The sequence below is a fragment of the Methylomonas sp. ZR1 genome (genome assembly GCF_013141865.1).
Classification (GTDB): Bacteria; Pseudomonadota; Gammaproteobacteria; order Methylococcales; family Methylomonadaceae; genus Methylomonas.
In genome coordinates this window covers 858,377-877,867 of record NZ_RCST01000001.1, presented here as the reverse complement: position 1 = coordinate 877,867, position 19,491 = coordinate 858,377, and the positions used below count along the sequence as shown (strand labels likewise).

General features: G+C 54.2%; 18 protein-coding genes. 13 read left to right on the top strand and 5 right to left on the bottom strand.

Annotated elements, in window-relative coordinates:
* Window positions 1–6 precede the first annotated feature (6 nt).
* The 3 genes from DDY07_RS03940 to DDY07_RS03930 are packed head-to-tail and all read left to right on the top strand — an operon-like array spanning window position 7 to window position 5,221.
* Window positions 7–2,100, top strand: coding sequence for a peptidase domain-containing ABC transporter (locus DDY07_RS03940; RefSeq protein ID WP_171694883.1), 2,094 nt, complete (start codon window positions 7–9; stop codon window positions 2,098–2,100).
* The gene (locus DDY07_RS03935) at window positions 2,093–3,403 is read left to right on the top strand and encodes an HlyD family secretion protein (RefSeq protein ID WP_171694882.1); all 1,311 of its coding nucleotides are present in this window, start codon (window positions 2,093–2,095) and stop codon (window positions 3,401–3,403) included. Before DDY07_RS03940 ends, DDY07_RS03935 begins: the two co-directional genes overlap by 8 nt.
* A gap of 6 nt (window positions 3,404–3,409) precedes the next feature.
* Window positions 3,410–5,221: a TolC family protein gene (locus tag DDY07_RS03930; protein WP_253734400.1), complete on the top strand. Its 1,812-nt coding sequence runs from the start codon at window positions 3,410–3,412 to the stop codon at window positions 5,219–5,221.
* 75 nt (window positions 5,222–5,296) lie between these two features.
* Here DDY07_RS03930 and DDY07_RS03925 read toward each other — a convergent pair whose 3' ends face one another.
* Window positions 5,297–5,773, bottom strand: coding sequence for a peptidylprolyl isomerase (locus DDY07_RS03925; RefSeq protein ID WP_171694881.1), 477 nt, complete (start codon window positions 5,771–5,773; stop codon window positions 5,297–5,299).
* 57 nt (window positions 5,774–5,830) lie between these two features.
* Between DDY07_RS03925 and greB the strand changes: the two genes are divergently transcribed.
* The 6 genes from greB (at window position 5,831) to DDY07_RS03895 (ending at window position 8,994) form a co-directional block, all read left to right on the top strand.
* Window positions 5,831–6,322 (top strand): transcription elongation factor GreB, encoded by a 492-nt coding sequence (gene greB, locus DDY07_RS03920; protein WP_171694880.1) that lies wholly within the window; start codon window positions 5,831–5,833, stop codon window positions 6,320–6,322.
* Window position 6,323: 1 nt separating this feature from the next.
* A complete protein-coding gene (locus DDY07_RS03915) occupies window positions 6,324–6,488 on the top strand; it encodes a hypothetical protein (protein WP_165385942.1) in 165 nt (54 codons plus the stop codon).
* Window positions 6,485–6,895 (top strand): gamma-glutamylcyclotransferase, encoded by a 411-nt coding sequence (locus DDY07_RS03910; RefSeq protein WP_033156672.1) that lies wholly within the window; start codon window positions 6,485–6,487, stop codon window positions 6,893–6,895. Before DDY07_RS03915 ends, DDY07_RS03910 begins: the two co-directional genes overlap by 4 nt.
* On the top strand, window positions 6,892–7,338 hold the full coding sequence (gene dtd / locus DDY07_RS03905) for a D-aminoacyl-tRNA deacylase (RefSeq protein WP_033156673.1): 447 nt from the start codon (window positions 6,892–6,894) through the stop codon (window positions 7,336–7,338). Before DDY07_RS03910 ends, dtd begins: the two co-directional genes overlap by 4 nt.
* A gap of 313 nt (window positions 7,339–7,651) precedes the next feature.
* The gene (locus DDY07_RS03900) at window positions 7,652–8,221 is read left to right on the top strand and encodes a hypothetical protein (protein ID WP_171694879.1); all 570 of its coding nucleotides are present in this window, start codon (window positions 7,652–7,654) and stop codon (window positions 8,219–8,221) included.
* Between the two features lie 260 nt (window positions 8,222–8,481).
* Window positions 8,482–8,994, top strand: a complete 513-nt coding sequence (locus tag DDY07_RS03895) for a hypothetical protein (RefSeq protein ID WP_033156675.1) — start codon at window positions 8,482–8,484, stop codon at window positions 8,992–8,994.
* 56 nt (window positions 8,995–9,050) lie between these two features.
* On the opposite strand, the gene DDY07_RS03890 is transcribed toward DDY07_RS03895, so the two are convergent.
* Window positions 9,051–9,446: a CBS domain-containing protein gene (locus DDY07_RS03890; RefSeq protein ID WP_033156676.1), complete on the bottom strand. Its 396-nt coding sequence runs from the start codon at window positions 9,444–9,446 to the stop codon at window positions 9,051–9,053.
* Between the two features lie 411 nt (window positions 9,447–9,857).
* On the opposite strand from DDY07_RS03890, the gene DDY07_RS03885 reads away from it, so the two are divergent.
* Window positions 9,858–11,888 carry a methyl-accepting chemotaxis protein gene (locus DDY07_RS03885; RefSeq protein ID WP_171694878.1) on the top strand — a complete coding sequence of 677 codons (2,031 nt, stop codon included), beginning with the start codon at window positions 9,858–9,860 and terminating at the stop codon, window positions 11,886–11,888.
* Between the two features lie 30 nt (window positions 11,889–11,918).
* Here the strand turns inward: DDY07_RS03885 and DDY07_RS03880 are convergent, their stop codons facing one another.
* Window positions 11,919–12,275 (bottom strand): hypothetical protein, encoded by a 357-nt coding sequence (locus DDY07_RS03880; RefSeq protein ID WP_171694877.1) that lies wholly within the window; start codon window positions 12,273–12,275, stop codon window positions 11,919–11,921.
* 208 nt (window positions 12,276–12,483) lie between these two features.
* On the opposite strand from DDY07_RS03880, the gene DDY07_RS03875 reads away from it, so the two are divergent.
* The gene (locus tag DDY07_RS03875; RefSeq protein ID WP_171694876.1) at window positions 12,484–13,653 is read left to right on the top strand and encodes a right-handed parallel beta-helix repeat-containing protein; all 1,170 of its coding nucleotides are present in this window, start codon (window positions 12,484–12,486) and stop codon (window positions 13,651–13,653) included.
* Window positions 13,654–13,656: 3 nt separating this feature from the next.
* Here the strand turns inward: DDY07_RS03875 and DDY07_RS24255 are convergent, their stop codons facing one another.
* Both DDY07_RS24255 and DDY07_RS03870 read right to left on the bottom strand, forming a co-directional pair.
* Window positions 13,657–13,785 (bottom strand): hypothetical protein, encoded by a 129-nt coding sequence (locus DDY07_RS24255; RefSeq protein ID WP_301539340.1) that lies wholly within the window; start codon window positions 13,783–13,785, stop codon window positions 13,657–13,659.
* 19 nt (window positions 13,786–13,804) lie between these two features.
* Window positions 13,805–15,199: an OFA family MFS transporter gene (locus tag DDY07_RS03870; protein ID WP_171694875.1), complete on the bottom strand. Its 1,395-nt coding sequence runs from the start codon at window positions 15,197–15,199 to the stop codon at window positions 13,805–13,807.
* Between the two features lie 297 nt (window positions 15,200–15,496).
* Here DDY07_RS03870 and DDY07_RS03865 point away from each other — a divergent pair, with 297 nt between their 5' ends.
* On the top strand, window positions 15,497–17,848 hold the full coding sequence (locus DDY07_RS03865; RefSeq protein WP_171694874.1) for a TonB-dependent siderophore receptor: 2,352 nt from the start codon (window positions 15,497–15,499) through the stop codon (window positions 17,846–17,848).
* Complete coding sequence (locus tag DDY07_RS03860) at window positions 17,848–19,344, top strand: PepSY domain-containing protein (RefSeq protein WP_171694873.1); 1,497 nt, start codon at window positions 17,848–17,850, stop codon at window positions 19,342–19,344. The genes DDY07_RS03865 and DDY07_RS03860 overlap by 1 nt, the downstream gene beginning before the upstream one ends.
* Window positions 19,345–19,491: the final 147 nt, after the last annotated feature.

Genomic DNA, 19,491 nt, shown 5'->3' with positions numbered 1-19,491 from the left:
TTACGTATGAGCATCACCGCCGGAAACAAGGAACACCCGCACAGAAAACAGTCGACGCAAACCTTGCTGGGATTCTTATTCGACCTGCTGGAAATCCCCAGCCAAGCCCAAGGCATCCGGGAGCGTTGGCTGGACTCAGTCAGCGACGACAGCCAGACAGCGCTGAGCCGCATCGGTGACCATTTGGGTTTGAATATGGAGAGCACGCTGCTTACGCCGATTGCGGCCGCCAACGCCTCATCCCCGCATACGCCGCTGCTCACCAGCCTCTCGGATGGCTGCGGCTGGCTGGTGTTGTGCGGATTTCGCGGCGGCAAAGTCAGAGTGGCCCTTGCTCAAGGCGAGGTGATCGAAGAGCGCTACGTCAAACCGGCTGACATCGCCGCACTATTGGGCCGAAGCGACGCCGGCATCAGCGAGTGGCTGTTAGTGCAAGCCCAGGCGCCGCTGGAGAATGCCGTCAGCCAAGACCATCACAACCACATGCCGCCATTTAGCCGCTTGCTGGAGCTGTTACGTGCTGATCGCCACGATCTCTGGTTATTGTTGGGTTTGGCTTTGGGCTCCGGATTGTTGGCGCTGGCTTCGCCGGTGGCGGTGCAAGCGCTGGTCAATACCGTAGCGATGGGCGGCATGGGCCAACCTTTGATCGTATTGGCGACCATACTGTTTTTCTTTCTAAGCTTCGGGGGTGCGGTTTTTGTGCTGGAATCTTATCTGGTGGAGATCGTGCAGCGGCGGATTTTTGTACGGCTGGCCGCCGACTTGGCCTATCGCTTGCCCAGAGTGCGCAGCGATGCCTACGATAGCCAACACGGCGCGGAACTAGTCAATCGCTTTTTCGATGTATTGACCTTGCAGAAAGCCGGCTCTGCACTGCTCTTGGACGGTTTGAGCACCGTGGTGCAAACTTGCGTCGGCTTAATCATGCTGGCGTTCTATCACCCCTTCCTGCTGGCCTTCGATGTGGTGTTGCTGTTGGCTATCACTGCCATCGTATTTTTGTTGGGCCGCGGCGCGGTCACCACGGCGATTCAGGAATCGATCAGCAAATATGCCTTGGTCGCCTGGCTGGAAAGCGTTGCCGGGAATATTCAAACCTTTAAATTCGGTAACGGTGCAGTAATGGCCGCCAACCGCACCGACCAACTCTCACTGGACTATTTAACGGCCAAACGCCAGCATTACCGCGTGCTGCTGGGCCAAGTCATCGCCTCCGTGGCGCTGTACGCCATCGCCAGTACGGCCTTGTTGGCTATCGGCGGCTACTTGGTCATAGACGGCCATTTAACCTTGGGGCAATTGGTGGCGGCGGAACTGATCGTCTCGTCAGCTTTATTGGCCTTGATCAAATTCGGCAAACACCTGGAAGGCTTTTACGACTTGATGGCCGGCACGGACAAGATCGGTCATTTACTGGACTTGCCCTTAGAAGATTCGGCCGAGTTGGACGCAGAATTTAACGGTCCGGCGTCACTCACAATCAGCGGCTTAAAATTCGGCTTCGGCGCGCAGCGGCCATTATTCTCGGATTTTGCGCTGCACATTCAGACTGGCGAAAAAGTCGCGATTTCAGGCGGTCCCGGCAGCGGTAAAACCGCGCTGGTGTCGCTAATCAGCGGGATGCGGCAAGCACAAGCCGGCCGGATACAAATCAACGGCCAAACACTGGATGAATTGCGCCTGAGTACTTTGCGGCAAAACATCGCCGTCGTCAGCCGGCTGGAGATTTTTCACGATAGCCTGCTGGAAAATATCAGGCTTGGCGATGCGAACCTGAGCGTTGCCGATGTCCAAGAGGCCTTGGCCAAAGTCGGCTTAACTAGCTTGGATTTGGATACCGTCATGAGTCCCGGCGGCTCGCCACTTGCCCACAGCCAAGCCATACAAGTCATGCTGGCAAGAGTCATCATCGCCCGGCCCACCTTGTTGATCGTGGATGGCATACTCGATGGCTTGGATAGCGGGTTACAGCAGCAGTTGGCATCAATACTATTGGCCGCTGACGCGCCCTGGACCCTATTGCTGCTGACCGGATCGAAAGAATTGGCCGCACTTTGCGGGCGCGAGATCACTTTGCCGGGAGCCGCCCATGACTGAGTTACAAATTAGGCTGTCCGCGCTATCGGCAGCCCATACTCCTCGCCTGGTCAGCAGTCTAGCGCGGGCTTGCGTCTGGTTATTTCTGTTGACCCCTCCAGCCCTGCTGCTGACACCGTGGCAACAAAACATCAACGGTATCGGCCGGGTCTCCGCCTTTGCGCCGCTGGAACGCCAACAGAATTTGGATGCGCCGGTTTCCGGTCGTATCGTCAGTTGGCATGCTAAAGAAGGCGCCAAAGTGAAGGCCGGCGATTTGCTGATGGAAATCACCGATGTCGATCCGGAATTGCTGGAACGCTTGCAACAACAGCGCGCGGCAGCCGCGGCGAAATTGGCGGCCAAAGAAGACGAGCTGCGGGCCTATCGCCTGCAAATCGACAACTTGATTGCTACCCGCGATTTGCAAGTAGCTACCGCGCAATACCGGCTGGATGTGGCCCGGCAACGCGCGCGCTCAGCCAGTGAAGCCATTGCCTCGGCACGCGCCACGCTGGAAACGGCTAGTGTGCAAACCCAGCGCCTGCAACGCTTGATCGGCGACGGCTTGGTGTCGCAGCGCGATTACGAAGTCGCGCAACGCGATGGCATCGTAGCGCAACGCGCCTTAAACAGCGCCCAAGCCGGTCTGGAAGGCGCTTTGGCCGAACAACGCGCCGCCGAAGCCGAAATCGGTCGAATTCGCGCCGATGCCCAGGCACGTATCGACTCGGCGACGGCATCGGCTAACAAAACCCAAAGCGAACTGGAAGACAGCCGCAGCAGCCTGTTAAAGAGCGAAGTGGATGTGTCTCGCCAACAATCCCAACAAATCAGAGCGCCGCGCGACAGCAGCATCCTCAGGCTGCTGGCCAATCCGCAGAGCGACATTGTCAGACAAGGCGATCCCTTGCTGGTGTTGGTGCCGGATATGGATGTAAAAGCCGTGGAACTGTGGGTAGACGGCAACGATGCCGTATTGATCACCCCAGGCCGACATGCACGTCTGCAATTCGAAGGCTGGCCGGCCTTGCAATTCGCCGGCTGGCCGGAAGTAGCCGTCGGTACCTTCGGTGGCTTAGTAGCCTTCGTGGACTCCACTGACGACGGCAAGGGTAAATTCCGGGTGCTGATCGTACCCGATCCCAACGACCGCCCCTGGCCGACAGAACGCTTCGCCCGCCAAGGCGTCAGAGTAAAAGGCTGGGTGTTGTTGAACCGGGTAACGATGGCTTACGAATTGTGGCGGCAACTGAATGCCTTTCCGCCACAAATGACTATGGAAGCGCCGGCGACCGATTTGGTCAGGCAAAAACTGAAATAAGCGCTTATGAATCGTTTCGCATCCCGTCAACACCCATCAGGGGCTACGGCCAAATACTTGCAAGCCTGCAGGCGGCATATCGGCGCACTCTTGCTGATACCTTTGCTAACCAGTTGCGGACAATATCTCGACACCAGCCCCGACCGTAAACTGGTCAAGCGCGTCGAGGAGCGCCTGAAACCTGATGAGGGTTTACCGCTACCGGCCATCTCGCAACTGCCGCCGCAAACTGTGGAGCAGGCCTTGCCCAAGTTTAAGGAAGGCCGGCCCAAGTCGGCGACTATTCTGCCCCCTCCCAGTGCTACGAAGCCGGAATTACCCAAGGCACCGCCGGAAGCGAGCAAGCAATTGTCCATCGCTGCGGTGCGCAGTATGGCTTTGGAAAATAACCTGGATTTAAAAATCGCCCAGGCCGATCCAAAAATCGCTGCCACTGCAGTCAGCGAAGAGCAAGCCAAGTTCGATGATTTAATCTTCGCCAAGGCCAAATACGGCAAGAAAAACACCCCGGCGCAAAATCTGGATGTCGTCAGCTTTACGCCGGTGGATCCCACTTCGCCGCTGAAAAATGAAATCGACAAACTCACCGCCGTGCCGCAGGAAACTGAAGTGCTGGATATGGAAGCCGGTATCGTGATCCCGTTGCGTACCGGCGCGAAAATTACCGTCAGTTCACCGTTCGACGGCAAACGGCAGTTTCGCGGTGTCGCTTCGGACCAGTATCAAAACGCGCTGCGGTTTTCCATCAGCCAGCCCTTACTGCGCGATGCCGGGATTGCCAATAACGTCGCCGGCATCCGCATCGCCCGTTACGAACAACAAGCCGTCGACGTCAAAACCCGTCTGCAGGCAATTCGCGTGTTGGCGATGGTTGAGCGCGCGTATTGGAGCCTGTATGTGGCTTGGGGCGAATTAGATGTGCGCCGCCAGCAATACGAAAACGCCTCCAATAATCTGAGTATGGTCCGGAAGCGTGTGGCTGAAGGCTTGACAGCCAGTGTGGAAATCAACCGGGCCGAAATCGGCGTGGCCGAACGTCTGGAGTCTTTGATCATCGCCGAAACCAGCCTGAAAACCCGCCAGCGCCAACTGAAATTGTTATTAAACGCGCCGGGCCTGGATCTGGATTCGCAAACGCTGCTGATTCCCGAGACCTCGCCGACCCTGCTGGAATTTAATCTGGACCGCGAACAACTGGCGCAACGCGCGCTGGACGGCCGCCTGGAATTGCTGGAACTGGAATTAAAGCTGGCCGCAGACTTGACCAAAATCGACTACCTCAGCAATCAAACCCTGCCGATGTTCATGCTGGATTACAACTACGCCGCACTGGGCCGCGACACGTCGTCCTACGGTGGCGCTTTTGATCAGACCTTGAGCGGCAATTATTCGGATTGGTCGGTGGGCGTACGCATGGAAATCCCACTCAGCAACGAATTGCGCCGCGCGCGTCTGGATCGAGCCGTGCAAGAACGCATGCAACGTCTAACTACGCAACAACTCAGGGAATTGAGCGTGCGTCGAGAAATCTACGACTCGCTGGATCAAATGAGCCAGAACTGGCAGCGCATTTTAGCCACCCGGCAGAACGTAGTACTGGCCGGTTTGAATTACGACGCCGAACTGAAACAATTTAAAGAAGGCCTGCGGACCATGACCGAGGTACTGGAAACCCTGACCCGGCTCGGTGAAGCGCAACTGCGCGAAGTGCGCGCCATCGGCGATTATCAAGTGTCGATGATAGACCTGGCGTTTGCTACCGGCACTTTGCTGGGACATAGCCGGGTGGATTTGGGCCTGAGCGCGAGTGCTCAGTAACAACAGCAGAGAATGAATGTAAGCGATAAAAGCAGCGCGTTTATCGCTTACAAATTTGCGGTTGGGAAATGACTATCAGTGATGGCAACCTGAACCGTGGATATGACCGTGAGCCACTTCGTCGGCTGTAGCAGGTCTGACATCCATCACTTCCACGTCAAACGTCAAATCTTCACCGGCCAAAGGGTGGTTACCGTCGATGGTGACATCGTCGCCGTCGATCTCGACGATGGTAATGATGCCTGGGCCGTGGCTGACATCGGCATGAAACTGCATACCGATTTCAATATCCATCCCGTCGAACATTTTCTTGGAAACGACTTGAATCATTTCTTCGGAGACTTCGCCGTAGGCTTGATCGGCGGCGATGGTGACGTTGAATTTATCACCGGCTTGTTTGCCGTTTAACGCTGCTTCCAGACCCGCAATGATGTTGCCCGCGCCATGCAAATACAACAAGGGCTCTTCGCCTCTGGAACTGTCCAGCTGCTCCCCGTCTTGGTTGGTTAAGGTATAATGGATGGAAACAGCCGTTTTGTCTGTGATTTGCATATGCATCTTCGCTGGATGAAAAAAGCCGACATCATATAACCTTTTCCCCGAAAAAACATGTCACGCTGGCGACCGCCCCGCCCCAAATCTTCACCGTACATCACTGCCGAAGGCTATCGCAGCCTGGAAACCGAGTTGAAACAGCTCTGGGAGCGGCGCAAGCATGTGACTATAGCCCTGTCCGCCGCCGCTGCAGAAGGTGATCGTTCCGAGAACGCGGAATACATCTACCGCAAAAAAGAACTACGAGAAATCGACCGGCGTATTCATTATCTGCAAAAGCGCTTGCCGTCGTTGACTGTCGTGTCCGAGAAGCCGAGCAATCGCGATCAGGTATTTTTCGGTGCCTGGGTGACTTTGGAAACGATGGATGGAGAGGAAATCACCTACCGCATCGTCGGTGCCGACGAAATCGATACTACGGGTGGTTTGATCAGCCTGGACTCACCTCTGGCGAAAGCCTTATTGAAGAAGATGCTGGACGACGAAGTGACAATCCGCCATGCCGAGCAGGAAACGCGGTATTACATTACCGCGATCAAGTATTAAGATGAGTACGCAAGCCGCCTTTACCCGATTCAAGTGGTTCGTGATCATTCTGCTGCTGACCATCGTCGAAATAGGCCCCTTTCCGCTGATGGGTTTGACGCTACTGTATGTCATCGCGTTCCGCCCACGCTGGTTCAAGGCGTTGGTCGATCAGATCTATTCATGAGCTGCGCGCAATACCTGTTTGTCTACGGTACGCTGCGCAGAAACCCGGACGATCAAACTCAACACCCATTTCTAGACGATTGCGATTACATAGGCCCTGCGTTTATGCACGGCGATTTGTATGAAATCGATAATTATCCAGGCGCCGTAACCCGCGGCACAACGCAGATCAAAGGCGAACTGTACTTACTTGGCACCCCCGAACACACACTGTCTGTATTGGATATTTACGAAGAATGCGCCACGCATTTTCCGCAGCCGCATGAATACATCCGCCGCCAACTTTTAGTAAACCTGCCCGACGGACAAAGCGTTTGCGCTTGGACCTACCTATACAACCGTCCGACGACCGGTTTGCAGCGGATCTTAAGCGGCGACTATCTTCATCATCTCAAGGACAAAACATGATCAGCATTATCCAGCGCGTGACTCAAGCCAAAGTCACGGTCAACTGCAACGACATCGGCGTGATCGGCACCGGCATTATGGCGCTGGTGGCTGTCGAGAAAGCCGACACCCCCAAGCAAGCGGACCGCTTGCTGGAGCGGATTTTGAATTACCGCATCTTTGCGGACGCGGACGACAAAATGAATCTGAGTCTGCGCGATATTCAAGGCGGCCTGCTGCTGGTACCGCAATTTACCTTGGCGGCCAACACCGATACCGGCAACCGGCCCAGTTTTGCCTCGGCCGCGCCGCCGGCAATGGGCCGGGAATTATTCGCGTATTTGCAAAAGCGCGCGCTGGAGATTTACCCAAGCAGCCAGTTCGGCGAATTCGGCGCCGACATGAAAGTAGCGTTGATCAACGACGGCCCGGTGACTTTTACCTTACGTTGTCTGGAAAAGTAATTTTGCATACCGTTTGGATTCGGGAATCACTGCCTGACCGCTCACCCGGTCGAATTACCAACCCGCCCTTAAATATTATCGCTCCCGCAAAGGCGCAAGCTCAGCCGCTAGAGTGGATTCGCCGTAAGATGTAACGGCTCCCGCCTTCGCGGGCGTGACAAACCCAAGGAAATTGAGGAACGGCTTGGCAGTCACTGTCAGATAGGCGCGCTCGCCAATAAATTATTCTGTGTTAAATAACACAATTTTATTTGCCTAACGTGCACCTTACCCCTACAATTGCGCCTCCTTTATCACCCACAGAGAAATACTTATGAAAATTCAACATTTGCTAATCGCCTTAACCTTGCCGGCTTTGCTGACCCTGACAGGCTGCGAATCCGCAAAACCGGTCGAAGCAACTGCTGAGCCTGCGGTCGTGACGCCTGTAACCGCTGCACCGGCTGAAACTGCTGCCCCCGCGCCAGCGGCGGCACCCGCCATGTCTCCGGAACATTGCGCTAAACATAAAGCCGATGCCGCAGCGCACAATTGCGTTGAACATTGCGCCAAACACAAAGGTAAAAATGGCAAAGCTTGCCTGAAACATTGTGCCGACAAAGCCGCAGCCGAACACGATTGCGCGAAACATTGCGCCGATCACCCAGGTGCTAAAGATAAAGTCTGCGCCCAACATTGCGCGCAAGATGCCCATGCCAGCGCCCACCAATGCGGTGCCGAGCATTGTGCCCATCACGAAGCCGCCGCTGCCGCCAATTGCAGCAGCCACCATTGCGCCCATCATCAAGGCGGCGCAGCCCATGATTGCAGTGCGGATCATTGCAAAAAGCACGGCGGCGACATGGCCGATTGCTGCGGCTCCGCGCATAAATGCGATAAATAATCTGTAACCTCAGATCCGATTGGGCCTCACTGCGGTGATGTAGTGACCGCAGTTAGGCCCAGTCAAACCAGTCCAGCCCGCTCGAAAAGCCCCCTACCGCCCTCTTCACTCGGCTAGATCCAGCCTCTTAACTCTCTCCCATTTATTCTTTAGCCGACGAGCGCATCTTTTAGATTGCCGAATCGTTTACATCTGCGCTAAATTCTCAAACTGTGCCACCTCAGGCGGCCGGACATTTTTATGCAGCAACAGAGGAACTTATGGCCGAATCCAATCAAAATCCCGCTATCGCCGCCGCGATCATTGGTGTCATCGGCTCGATCAGTGTCGCTATTATCTCTAACTGGGATAAATTGACTGGACAACAAAAGGCCGTAGAATCGCCGCCGGCACAGCAAACCGTGACGGCAATTTCTCCGCCGATTGCCCCGGCAAAACCGGCAGTAGTGGAGCCTGTGCCAGTCATCAACATCAGCGGCGACTGGTATAACCCCGCCGCGCCTACCGCAGGCGGCACCCACATCAACCAACAGAGCGACAGTTTTGAATTCCAGGGCTGGGGGATGTTGGCGCAAGGCGTGGGCTATACATCAAAAGGCAGTGGCAATCTGATCGGGCAAACCCTGACTTACGATTACACCGCACAATACCAAAACGGCTGGGTTTCGAAGGGCAATTGTACCGGCACGGTAACGCCGAACGGCGCGAAGATTACCGCAACCTGCACTGATACCATCATGGGTACCTACGTGTCGGCAGGCGTGCGGCAATAAGGCAGGACAAGGGGCAGACACAACCATCCCGGCAGTCTCCCCTTGAACTAAAACATCTAGCGAATGGCTAACAACGCTCTTAATACATCAACGCGGCTAATCATGCCGACAAACTGATCGTTTTGAAAAACCGGGAAACTCCTGGTCGGCGATTCCTGAAATTTGCTGGCGACATCCACCAGACTGGCATCGGCACTGACAAATTGCGGGTCTTTGCTCATGAACTCACCTACTTTTCCAGCCATGCTTTGGTTGTAAGCGGATTCGACAAACACCTTCATGCCGTCTTTTTCGGAAAATATCCCCACTAACTTACCGTGTTGGTCCACAACCGGCACGCTGGTTACTTTGTGGTCCAGCAAAATCTTAACAGCCTGAGAAATTTCGGTATCGGGGGTAACGGTAACGATTTTGGTCGACATGTAATCGACTACAGCTATTTTGGCTAGCATGGTGTACCTCCTGTTATTATTTTTTATTCTACGCTTGGACAGCCTCGGGACCGACCGGTTCGGCGGCCAGCTGACTTCTGTCCTATGCGATTATTATAAAAATTCCCCACACTAGCTAGCTTTATTATTCCAAAGCAGCAGCGACCGAAATACCGGGGGATTTCGGCGTCGGCCACCCATTCCGGGCTAACGGGTTAATGCTGAAGCCCCACCCGCAAACTCCTTGTAACGGCCATTTTCAGTAATGTAGGAATTTTCTGCCAGGCCGTTGGGATTTGCGTTCCCGGCCGTGCGGATACGACGACATTCAACGGCGGGCTTTGTAAGTTGCAAAATGACTATGCAACTCGCGTATCAGTCTAAACTTGTGAAACCGCACATTGACGTTTCTGCTGAAAATGGATACCGCTTATGCCTGATCGCCTTAGTAATCAGTCCGCACCTCAGGATTTTTCCTTACGCAAACTGTTGACCGTACTGACCGCCACGGTGGCTTTATTGCTGATAGTCGGCAATATGTTTGTGTGGCTTAGCCACGGCAAACTGGAAACAGCGGAAGCCGAAAAACAGCGTCTGATAAATGCGACGCTGGCATTTAAAAATGTTCGCTATCACGTCGTACAAATCCAGCAATTTCTCACCGATGCATCAGCGGTAGGCGAAGACGATTACAGCGATGCCTTGGCGGAAAAAAACGCCGCGCATGCGGAGTTGACGAGTTTACTGGCGATGATGCCGGACATGAGGCCAGCGATTCAAGACGCCGATAACGCCGTAAGTGCGCTTTATGCCACCGGCGAACGCATGGCGAACGCCTATTTTCAGCAAGGCCGTGAAGCCGGCAACCTGATCATGAAAGCGCCGGAAAATGGCTTCGACGCGGCTTCGGAAATTCTGGCCAACAAACTCAATCAGCTTGCCGGCAGCGTGGAACAGCAAGCCAACACCGCCTCACAGCAGCAAAATCAGATGCAGAGCCAGATGTTTACGGTCAGCGCCACGGTTGCCGGTCTGGCTTTACTATTGATCGTGTCAGCCAATATCTGGCTGACGCGAAAATTATTTAGCGTGTTGGGCGGCGAGCCCAGCTATGCGTCGAAAATTGCCGGCAGTATCGCCAAAGGCCAATTAGACATCAAAGTCGCCACTGAGAAAAACGATACCAACAGCCTATTGGCGACCATGAAGCTCATGGGCCAGGAACTAACCCGCCATATGCGCGAGATCAACGCGGTTAGCAAGCAAATCGGCCAATCTTCCTACCAAATATCCAATATTTCCGGCGGCATTTCCAATGCCAACCGCTCGGAACAAGCGAGATCGTCCGAGGTAAAAACCGCTACCGAACAATTACGTAGCACCACCGAAGAAGTCGAACGCTTTTCCGTTGAGATTCGCCACCGCACCCAGCAAACGCAAAACACGGCACATAAAGGCATTGTCGCCGTTAACGAAAATCTTGATGAAATGCGCAGGGTTGTGAAGGAAGTGGAAAACGCGGAAGCTAAAACCGTGGCGCTGCGCCAAGCTAATCGGCAAATTCAGGATATTACCATCACCATCCGCAACATCACCGAGCAAACCAATCTACTGGCCTTAAACGCGGCCATCGAAGCCGCCAGAGCCGGCGAATACGGCAGAGGCTTTGCGGTGGTAGCCGATGAAGTGCGGAAACTAGCGCAAAACGCTTCCGGCGCTACCGCCGAAATTGCCAGCATTATTGGCGAATTAACCAAAATCATCGAAGAAAATACTCTGGCGATGGGTTCCATCATCCAGACCACCAAACAGGGCATGGAAAAAGCCGAAACCACCAGTGTAGTCATCAACGAGATTGTGGGTCAGATAGCAGAAAATGCGGGTACGGCGCAGCAAATCTCCCAGGTGTCCAAATATCAACTGGAAAACGTCAACCAATTGCAGACCCGGGTAGCAGCTTTATTCGACGCGCTGGGACAGAACGAATCCAAAGTGCACATCACCCGGACCATCAGCGACGACCTTTACGTGGTGACCGAAAAAATGCGCACTATGCTGGAACACTTTAGCTTCGATGCGCAGTGGACGGCGACTCCCGCCGCCAACGAGAATCGCAAATTTCCGCGCAGCAGCCAATACTTGCTGGCCCATGTCGAAATCGCCGACTTGGTTCTCGACGGCGTCACTGCTGATTTCAGCATGTCCGGTGCCTGTTTGCGTCTGCCTGTGGAACTGCCCTGCCCGCTAAACAGCTCGATTGCTATTCAATTGCGTATTCCTTATGACAATATTCAGCAATATGAATCGCAACTACCGCTGGAACTGATGTGTAGCATAGTATGGTACAAGCCTATCGACGGCGAGCACCACTACGGGGTTAAATTCAACGAATTCATGCCGCCGGAAACCGCGCAGAGCTTAAAAGCCTGTTTTGCCTTTTTCAATCACTCCGCAACCTATTAACCACGGCTTGGAAATACTTGGCGCAAAAATTCAATCGAATTCGTTGCAGCATGGACATTTCCAATCCACATCCGCTGGCCGCGTCGGATGCACGTGATTCAGCAGTTTTTTCGAGCCGCCGAAATCATGATAGTTTTGGCAGACTTTTTCGAACGCGGCCTTGGGCGATGCGGCATAGCTAAACTTAAATTTGGGATACCTGCCGACATGCTGCTTCAAGCGGGCGTTTAGGTCGGTTTCCGAACGGCCGACGTATTTGACGACAAACTTATTGGTTTTTTGATTAATAATGCCCAAGGCATAATTACCTTCAGTGCTTTCGGTGATTAACTCGTTGATTTTGGCATTGCTCAAATCGTAAGCCCCTTGCATATCAAGTGAAGCCATAGTTCCTCCAGTAGCGTCTCGCTATTCTTATAATCAAGTCGTAGGTCTGGCAAATATGCCTGATGACAGGATAATACTCTTATCTGGTCCAAGTATTACTTTAAATATTGCAAGTTCAGTCCGACGCCTTTGTAAGGCGCTGCAGACCGGACAGAATATAGCGCTTGGGATTAATGAATTTTACAGCCGCCCATAACCAGGAGCCGGGATGCAACGCTTGATATTGTCGGGATGTTTGATCAGTGTGGTTGGTTGGCTGCTGGCCTTCCCGGCGCACGGCACCGAATGGCAAGTCGGCCCGCAGCGCGCGCTTAAGCTGCCTAGCGCGGCTGCAAGACTGGCCAAAGACGGCGATGTCGTCAGCATCGATGCCGGACTCTATGAGGGCGACGTCGCCAGTTGGCCGCAGCAGCGCTTAACCATACGCGGACTGGCAGGCGGCGCTCACCTGGATGCGCTTGGCAATTCAGCGGAAGGCAAAGCGATCTGGGTACTAAAAGGCAATGACACGGTCGTTGAAAATATCGAACTTTCCGGGGCCAGCGCGCCGGCGTTGAACGGTGCCGGCATCCGCTTCGAAGGTACTCATCTGACTCTAAGGAATTGCCATTTCCATCACAACCAGATGGGCATCTTGACCGGCGTTAACCCCGACAGCGACATCCTGATCGAAAATTCGGAGTTTAATGACAACACCGTCGATTATCCCCGCTACGGTAAACTCGGCCATAACATCTATATTGGCAATATCCGCCGTTTTACCCTGCAAAATTCTTATATCCACGATGCCAGCACCGGCCATAACGTCAAATCGCGGGCCAGGGAAAACTATATTCTTTACAATCGCATCACCGACGAGCGTAACGGCTCCAGTTATCTGGTGGACTTACCGGATGGCGGCGGCGCTTATCTGATAGGGAATCTGTTTCATCAAGGTACAAACACCGAAAATGCCGCAATGCTGGCTTTTGCCGCCGAACACAACCAAACTCAGCCGAATCAACAGCTTTATCTGGTCAACAATACCTTCGTCAACGATTACCCCGGCGGCTCATTTCTGAATAATCACAGTATTGCCACTGCGATGTTAATCAACAATCTGTTGATAGGCGAAGCCACCGCCATGATTGGCCCAAGCCAGGAAAACCAAGACCTCAAGGCTAAGGCCAACGTGTTACTTGATCCGGCAAATTACGATTACCGCCTGAAACCCAATGCGCCGGCAATCGATCAAGGCGTCTCCCCAGGATTCGCCACCAACGGTTTACTGCTTAATCCGCAATTTGTCTACCGTCACCCGCGCGGCAGCGAAAAACGCCGCCAACAAGGACCGCTTGATGTGGGGGCCTACGAATTTATCGCCCAACAGCCCGATTAAACCTTAGCCGAACAAAGCCAAAGCCTTTTTCAACGTAGACCACACGCCCCAACTGAGCGGGATCAATACATAAAGCCAGAATACCGCCAACAGCCAGGGGCTGGAAGATTTACTCGATGCGGAGTTATTCATAAAAAGTGCCCTGCCTTGCTTAATGTTCGGCTTCGTCGGCCGGATAAATACCGTCCAGCTCATCGAAATCGCCGTGTTTCATATGATGTTTCTCGTGCACCGGCCGGATCGATAGATTGGCAATAAAGCCCACCACCAATAATCCGGCCATGATGTACATGGTCACGTTGTAAGCATCGGCCTTAGCCACGCCCTGGCCGATTTGATATTCGCGGATGTAATTCACCAACACCGGCCCCAACACACCGGCGGTTGACCAAGCCGTCAACAATCGGCCATGGATACCGCCGACAAAACGGGTGCCGAAAATGTCCGCCAGATACGCCGGAATCGTCGAAAAACCACCGCCGTACATACTCATGATCAAGGCGTACAGCAACACGAACAGCGCCATATTGCCGCTCATACCCATGGTAGGTATGGTGGAATACAAGGCGGCACCGACCGCGAAAAAAATAAAATAGGTGTTTTTACGCCCGAGATAATCCGACGCCGACGACCAGAAAAACCGCCCGCCCATATTGAACAAACTCAGTAAACCGACGAAACCGGCCGCCGAAGCCGGCGTTACCGAGCCTTTAAACATCTCCTGTATCATCACCGAAGCTTGCCCCAGCACACCGATACCGGCCGTCACATTCAGGCACAGCACCAGCCACAGCAAATAAAATTGCGGGGTTTTTAAAGCTTGGTCGATATGAACGTGCTTATCGGTGATCATTTTGTTTTGCACCAGCGGCGGCGTCCATCCCGCAGGCTGCCAATCAGGCGGCGGGATGCGGATGGTCAATGCGCCTATCAGCATCGAACAAAAATACAGGCCGCCCATCACCAAAAATGTTTGCACTACGCCAACCGATTCGGCCGATTTAAACTGGTCCATCAGCAACACCGACAAGGGCGCGCCTATCATCGCCCCGCCGCCGAAACCCATGATAGCCATACCGGTCGCCATACCGCGCCGGTCGGGAAACCATTTGATCAACGTCGATACCGGCGACACATAGCCCAAACCCAAACCAATACCGCCGATCACCCCATAACCCAGGTAAATCAGCCAAATTTCGTGCAGGTGTACGCCCAGCGCCGAGATCAAAAAGCCACCGCCAAAACAGCAAGCCGCGACGAACATCGTTAAGCGTGGCCCGACTTTTTCCAGCCATTTGCCGCCGAACGCCGCCGACAAACCTAAAAACACAATCGCCAAGCTGAAGATCCAGCCCAGTGTCGTCAGCTTCCAATCCTCCGGCGCGGAGGTACCGATGCCTATTACCCGAGTCAATGGATCGTTGAACACACTGAACGCATAGGCTTGGCCGATGCACAGATGCACCGATAAAGCCGCCGGCGGCACTAACCAACGGCTATAGCCGGGCTGCGCGACGCTATGTTGTTTGGAAAAAAATCCCGACATAATTGATCCATTGTTTAACTAAATTTTCGATAGTGGCGGTTTACCGCAGCGCCGGCCCATGCGGCATTTTAGCATTGCCGGCCGGCAGGCTTTAAGTCCAATATCCGCGGACCTAAATCAGTACCAAGCCGGCGAAACAAGCCATATACCGCGAAACCGTCCATTTATCTAACATAGATTAATTAAAAAACTCAGCCCTTATGCCCTGCAACACCCGCCGTGTTGGGACTTCCGTTTCCGGCACACTACTTGCTGCCACCCAAAAGCCTTCTAACTTCTAAATGCCTGATAAAAACAATGAAAAAAACCAAGTTACAGGATTTTCCAGTTGCCCAAACCGGTCACCTAGCAGGCGTCGCCGCCTTGCTGTTTTCGCTGCACGGCATCGCCCACGCCGCCGAGCCATCGCCGACCGAGGATCTAAAAACCAGCGAAACCAACAGCAAACCCAAAACGGCCAGAACCGCTAGCCAAAGCCAAACCAGCGACACTGCCACTACGCTGGATACAGTCACCGTAGCGGGAACGGCTCCCTTTAATCCACCCAACCAAAAACCGCAACTGGATACCGAAGCCGCTACCGGCAGCCGCCTGGGCCTGACACCTCGCGAAACGCCGGCTTCGATCACGATTATTGATCGGGCGACTTTCGAAAAGCGCGGCGCGCAGACTACGCAGGAAGCCTTGGAAAAAGCCCCAGGCATACTCGTATCGTCGCAACCCGGCTCGGCGGGCTCGGTTTCGATGCGGGGTTTCACCGGTTCGCAAATCACGCAGTTGTTCAACGGCATTACCGTGCAATATGATGTCGTGGCCGCCCGCCCCATCGACAGTTGGCTCACTGATCGCGTCGAAGTCTTGGGTGGACCGTCCACATTTTTATACGGCCAAGGCGCAGTAGGCGGCTCGGTCAACTATGTCAGCAAAATTGCGCATCGCGGCCCGGATGAACATCACGGCTTGGTATCGCTGGGTGAATACTTAAACCGCCGGGCTTCCTATGGTTTCAACGGCCAACTGGGTAATACCGATAATTGGCTGCAAGCCGACATCAGTTATTTGGGTTCCGAAGGCTATATCGACCACACGGAAGCCGATTCCGGCGTGATGTCGTTTTCCTTGTTAAGCGACATTACGTCCAAACTGTCGCACACCATCGCCTTCGAGCATCAGATGGAAGACCGAGATTCTTACTGGGGTACGCCGGTGCTGAATCCGGTCGTCAACGGTAGAATAGTTCCCTGGGGTACCGCCGGTTTAGGGCCCACCGAAGGCCAAATAGACCCCGGCACCCGCTTTAAAAACTATAACGCCAGTGGTTCGGTATTTGATCAGCAGGTGTTTTGGTTACGCGACATTGTCGACTATCAACTGTCCGATAACACCCAATTCAAAAACACCTTTTACTATTACAAAGCGGATCGCCAGTATTTAAACGTAGAAGGTTACGACTGGAACAGCACTAATACGCTGATTACCCGCAATAAATCGTTTGCGGTAAATCACGATCAAGCCTTGGTCGGCAACCGATTCGAAATCGTGCATAACAGTAATTGGTTCAGCCTGCCTTCGAAAATTTCGGCCGGGGTTGACATTGCCTACAACAAGCAAACCCGCGCACCCAGCATGGAAAGCTCGACAGGCACCGTCAGTATCGTTAACCCATACAATTTCAGCACCGGCACCTACTACGACAACCCTCTGGCCACCGGGCCAATCTCCAACGCCCGCAACGAACTGTATACCGTCGCCGGCTATGCCGAAAACCGCCTGACCCTGGTGCCCGATTTAAACTTGATCACGGGCGTGCGGGTGGACGACATTCGCCTGGATGCGAAAAACTTGCGTACTTCCTTCGTACCACCGACCGCCACCAACCCCGCCGCCTTCGGCCGGCGCTGGACCGCAGTGACCTGGCGGGCGGCATTGATGTACGACATTACCTCCACGTTTAATGTCTATGCGCAATACAGCACCGCAGCCGATCCGCCGTCCGGCATTTTGACCACCGGCACCTTCGCCGCGCTGCAAGACTTCGATCTCACCACCGGCCGGCAAGCAGAAGTAGGCACCAAATTCGACTTTTGGGACGGCAAAGGCTCGGCGACACTGGCAGGCTATTACATCGAACGGAAAAATCTATCGATAACCGATCCGACGGACCGAAATCGGCAGCTACCAATAGGCGCACAGTCCTCTGGCGGTGTAGAGGCCAATATCGGGGTACAACTCACCGACGAATGGAGCGTGCAAGGCAACATGGCCTACGTCGATGCCCAGTACGACAAATTCCTGGAAACCGTCGGCACCAGCACAGTGTCCAGAAAAGGCAATCGGCCGGCCAATGTCGCCAAATGGGTGGCTAATGCGTGGCTGACCTGGGATTTCGATGCCGACTGGCAATGGAATTTTGGCTCGCGCTATGTCGGCGACCGTTTCGTCGATACCGCCAACCTGATCAAAACCCCGGCTTATGCGGTATTCGATACCCAACTGTCCTGGAAATTTAATCCAAAAGCCACGGTCACCGCGCGGGTTAAAAACCTGTCCGACGAGCAATACGTCGAATGGGGTAGCGGCGGTAACGCCCCGTTATTTTTCGTCGCCGCACCGCGTACCTTCATGATGGAATTGAAAGTAGACTTTTAATGCTCAACGGGCTCAAGCGCAATCTATATCTGGTTCACCGTTGGCTGGGTATAGCCTTGTGCTGTTTCATGGCCATGTGGTTCGTATCCGGCGTCGTGATGATGTATGTCGGCTACCCCAAACTGACGCCACAGGAAAAGCTGAGCGCCTTGCCTGGCTTGGCGGCTGAGCGCTGCCGCATCAACCTTGCACAAGCACTCGCAGCTAGTGCTCAAGCCAAAAGTCCCGATAGCGTGCGCTTGACCAGCGTGGCCGGCGCGCCGCGTTATGTATTTGCTTACGGCAAAACCCAAATCGCCGTGGATGCCGAAACCGGGAACCGTGTCGATCAGGTGACGCCGGCCCAGGCTTTGGCGTCAGCCGGCAGCTTTCTGGCGACGGCTGACGGCTATTATCTGGATCGCATCGACGAAGACGCCTGGACGCATTCCAAAGCGCTGGACGAACATCGGCCGCTGCACCGCGTGCAAATGGCCGACGAGCAAGCCACGCTGCTTTATATTTCCAACACTACCGGCGAAGTGGTACGCGATGCCAATCGCCACGAACGCACCTGGAACTGGCTGGGTGCCTGGATTCATTGGCTATATCCGTTTCGCGGCGGCGCTTTGGATCGTTACGCGGCGGATATTGTCATTTACACCGCGCTGGCCGGTTCGGTATTAAGTTTGCTTGGCCTAATCGTCGGCATACTGCGTTGGCGTTTTCAAGGCCGTTACAAACATGGCACAAAAACCCCATACCGCGAGGCCTGGATGCGGTGGCATCACCTGCTGGGATTGGGTTTTGGCGTAATCGCCTTCACTTGGATACTCAGCGGCTTATTTTCGATGAATCCGTGGAAAATATTCGACTCCACGGCCGCCAAACCCAAGCTCCAGACCTACATGGGCGGAGACATTTCGCCGCAGTATTTCCCCTTGTCCGCAGCGGAAGCCTTGGCGCGTTTTCAAAATACCGGGTTTCAGCCGCGGGAAATCGAATGGCGCGTACTGAACGGCCAAGGTTTTTACATTGCTTTTGATGGTCAGGGCCGCAGCCGTATCCAGACGGCGCAGACTGATAGCCGGGTTTTCGAGAAATTCGCGTGGCCTGCCCTGCAAACCGCAGCCGAACGGCTCATGGCTCCGAATAAAATTGCCAGGCAAAGCGTGTTAAACGAATACGATTTTTACTACTACAGCCGCGCCGCGCATACCATGACCGGGCACATCGACAAACGTTTGCCTATCCTGCGTTTGGAATTTGCCGACGCCGACAGCACCTGGCTGCATCTCGACCCCTACACCGGTCACTTCAGCAAACTCGATGCCGGTAGGCGCGTCAGCCGCTGGCTATTTGCCTTTTTACACAGTTGGGACTGGCTGCCTTTACTGAACAATCGGCCTGTCTGGGATATTGTGTTGATAGTATTCAGCACCGGCGGCTTGTTGATTAGCGCAAGCGGCATCGTCATCGGCTGGCGGCGTGCGAAGCGCAAGCTGGCTATTCATTAAGCCAACCCACGAACACCGATGCTTCCAAGCAGGCGGGAGCCACCCATCCCTTATCAGCGCTCCCCAAGCCTGATCGGCTTAGTCGATAACCGTTAGAAAACGTCAGCCAAAACGCTTATTCTGTCGGCACGTTTAACCTCGCCGGGT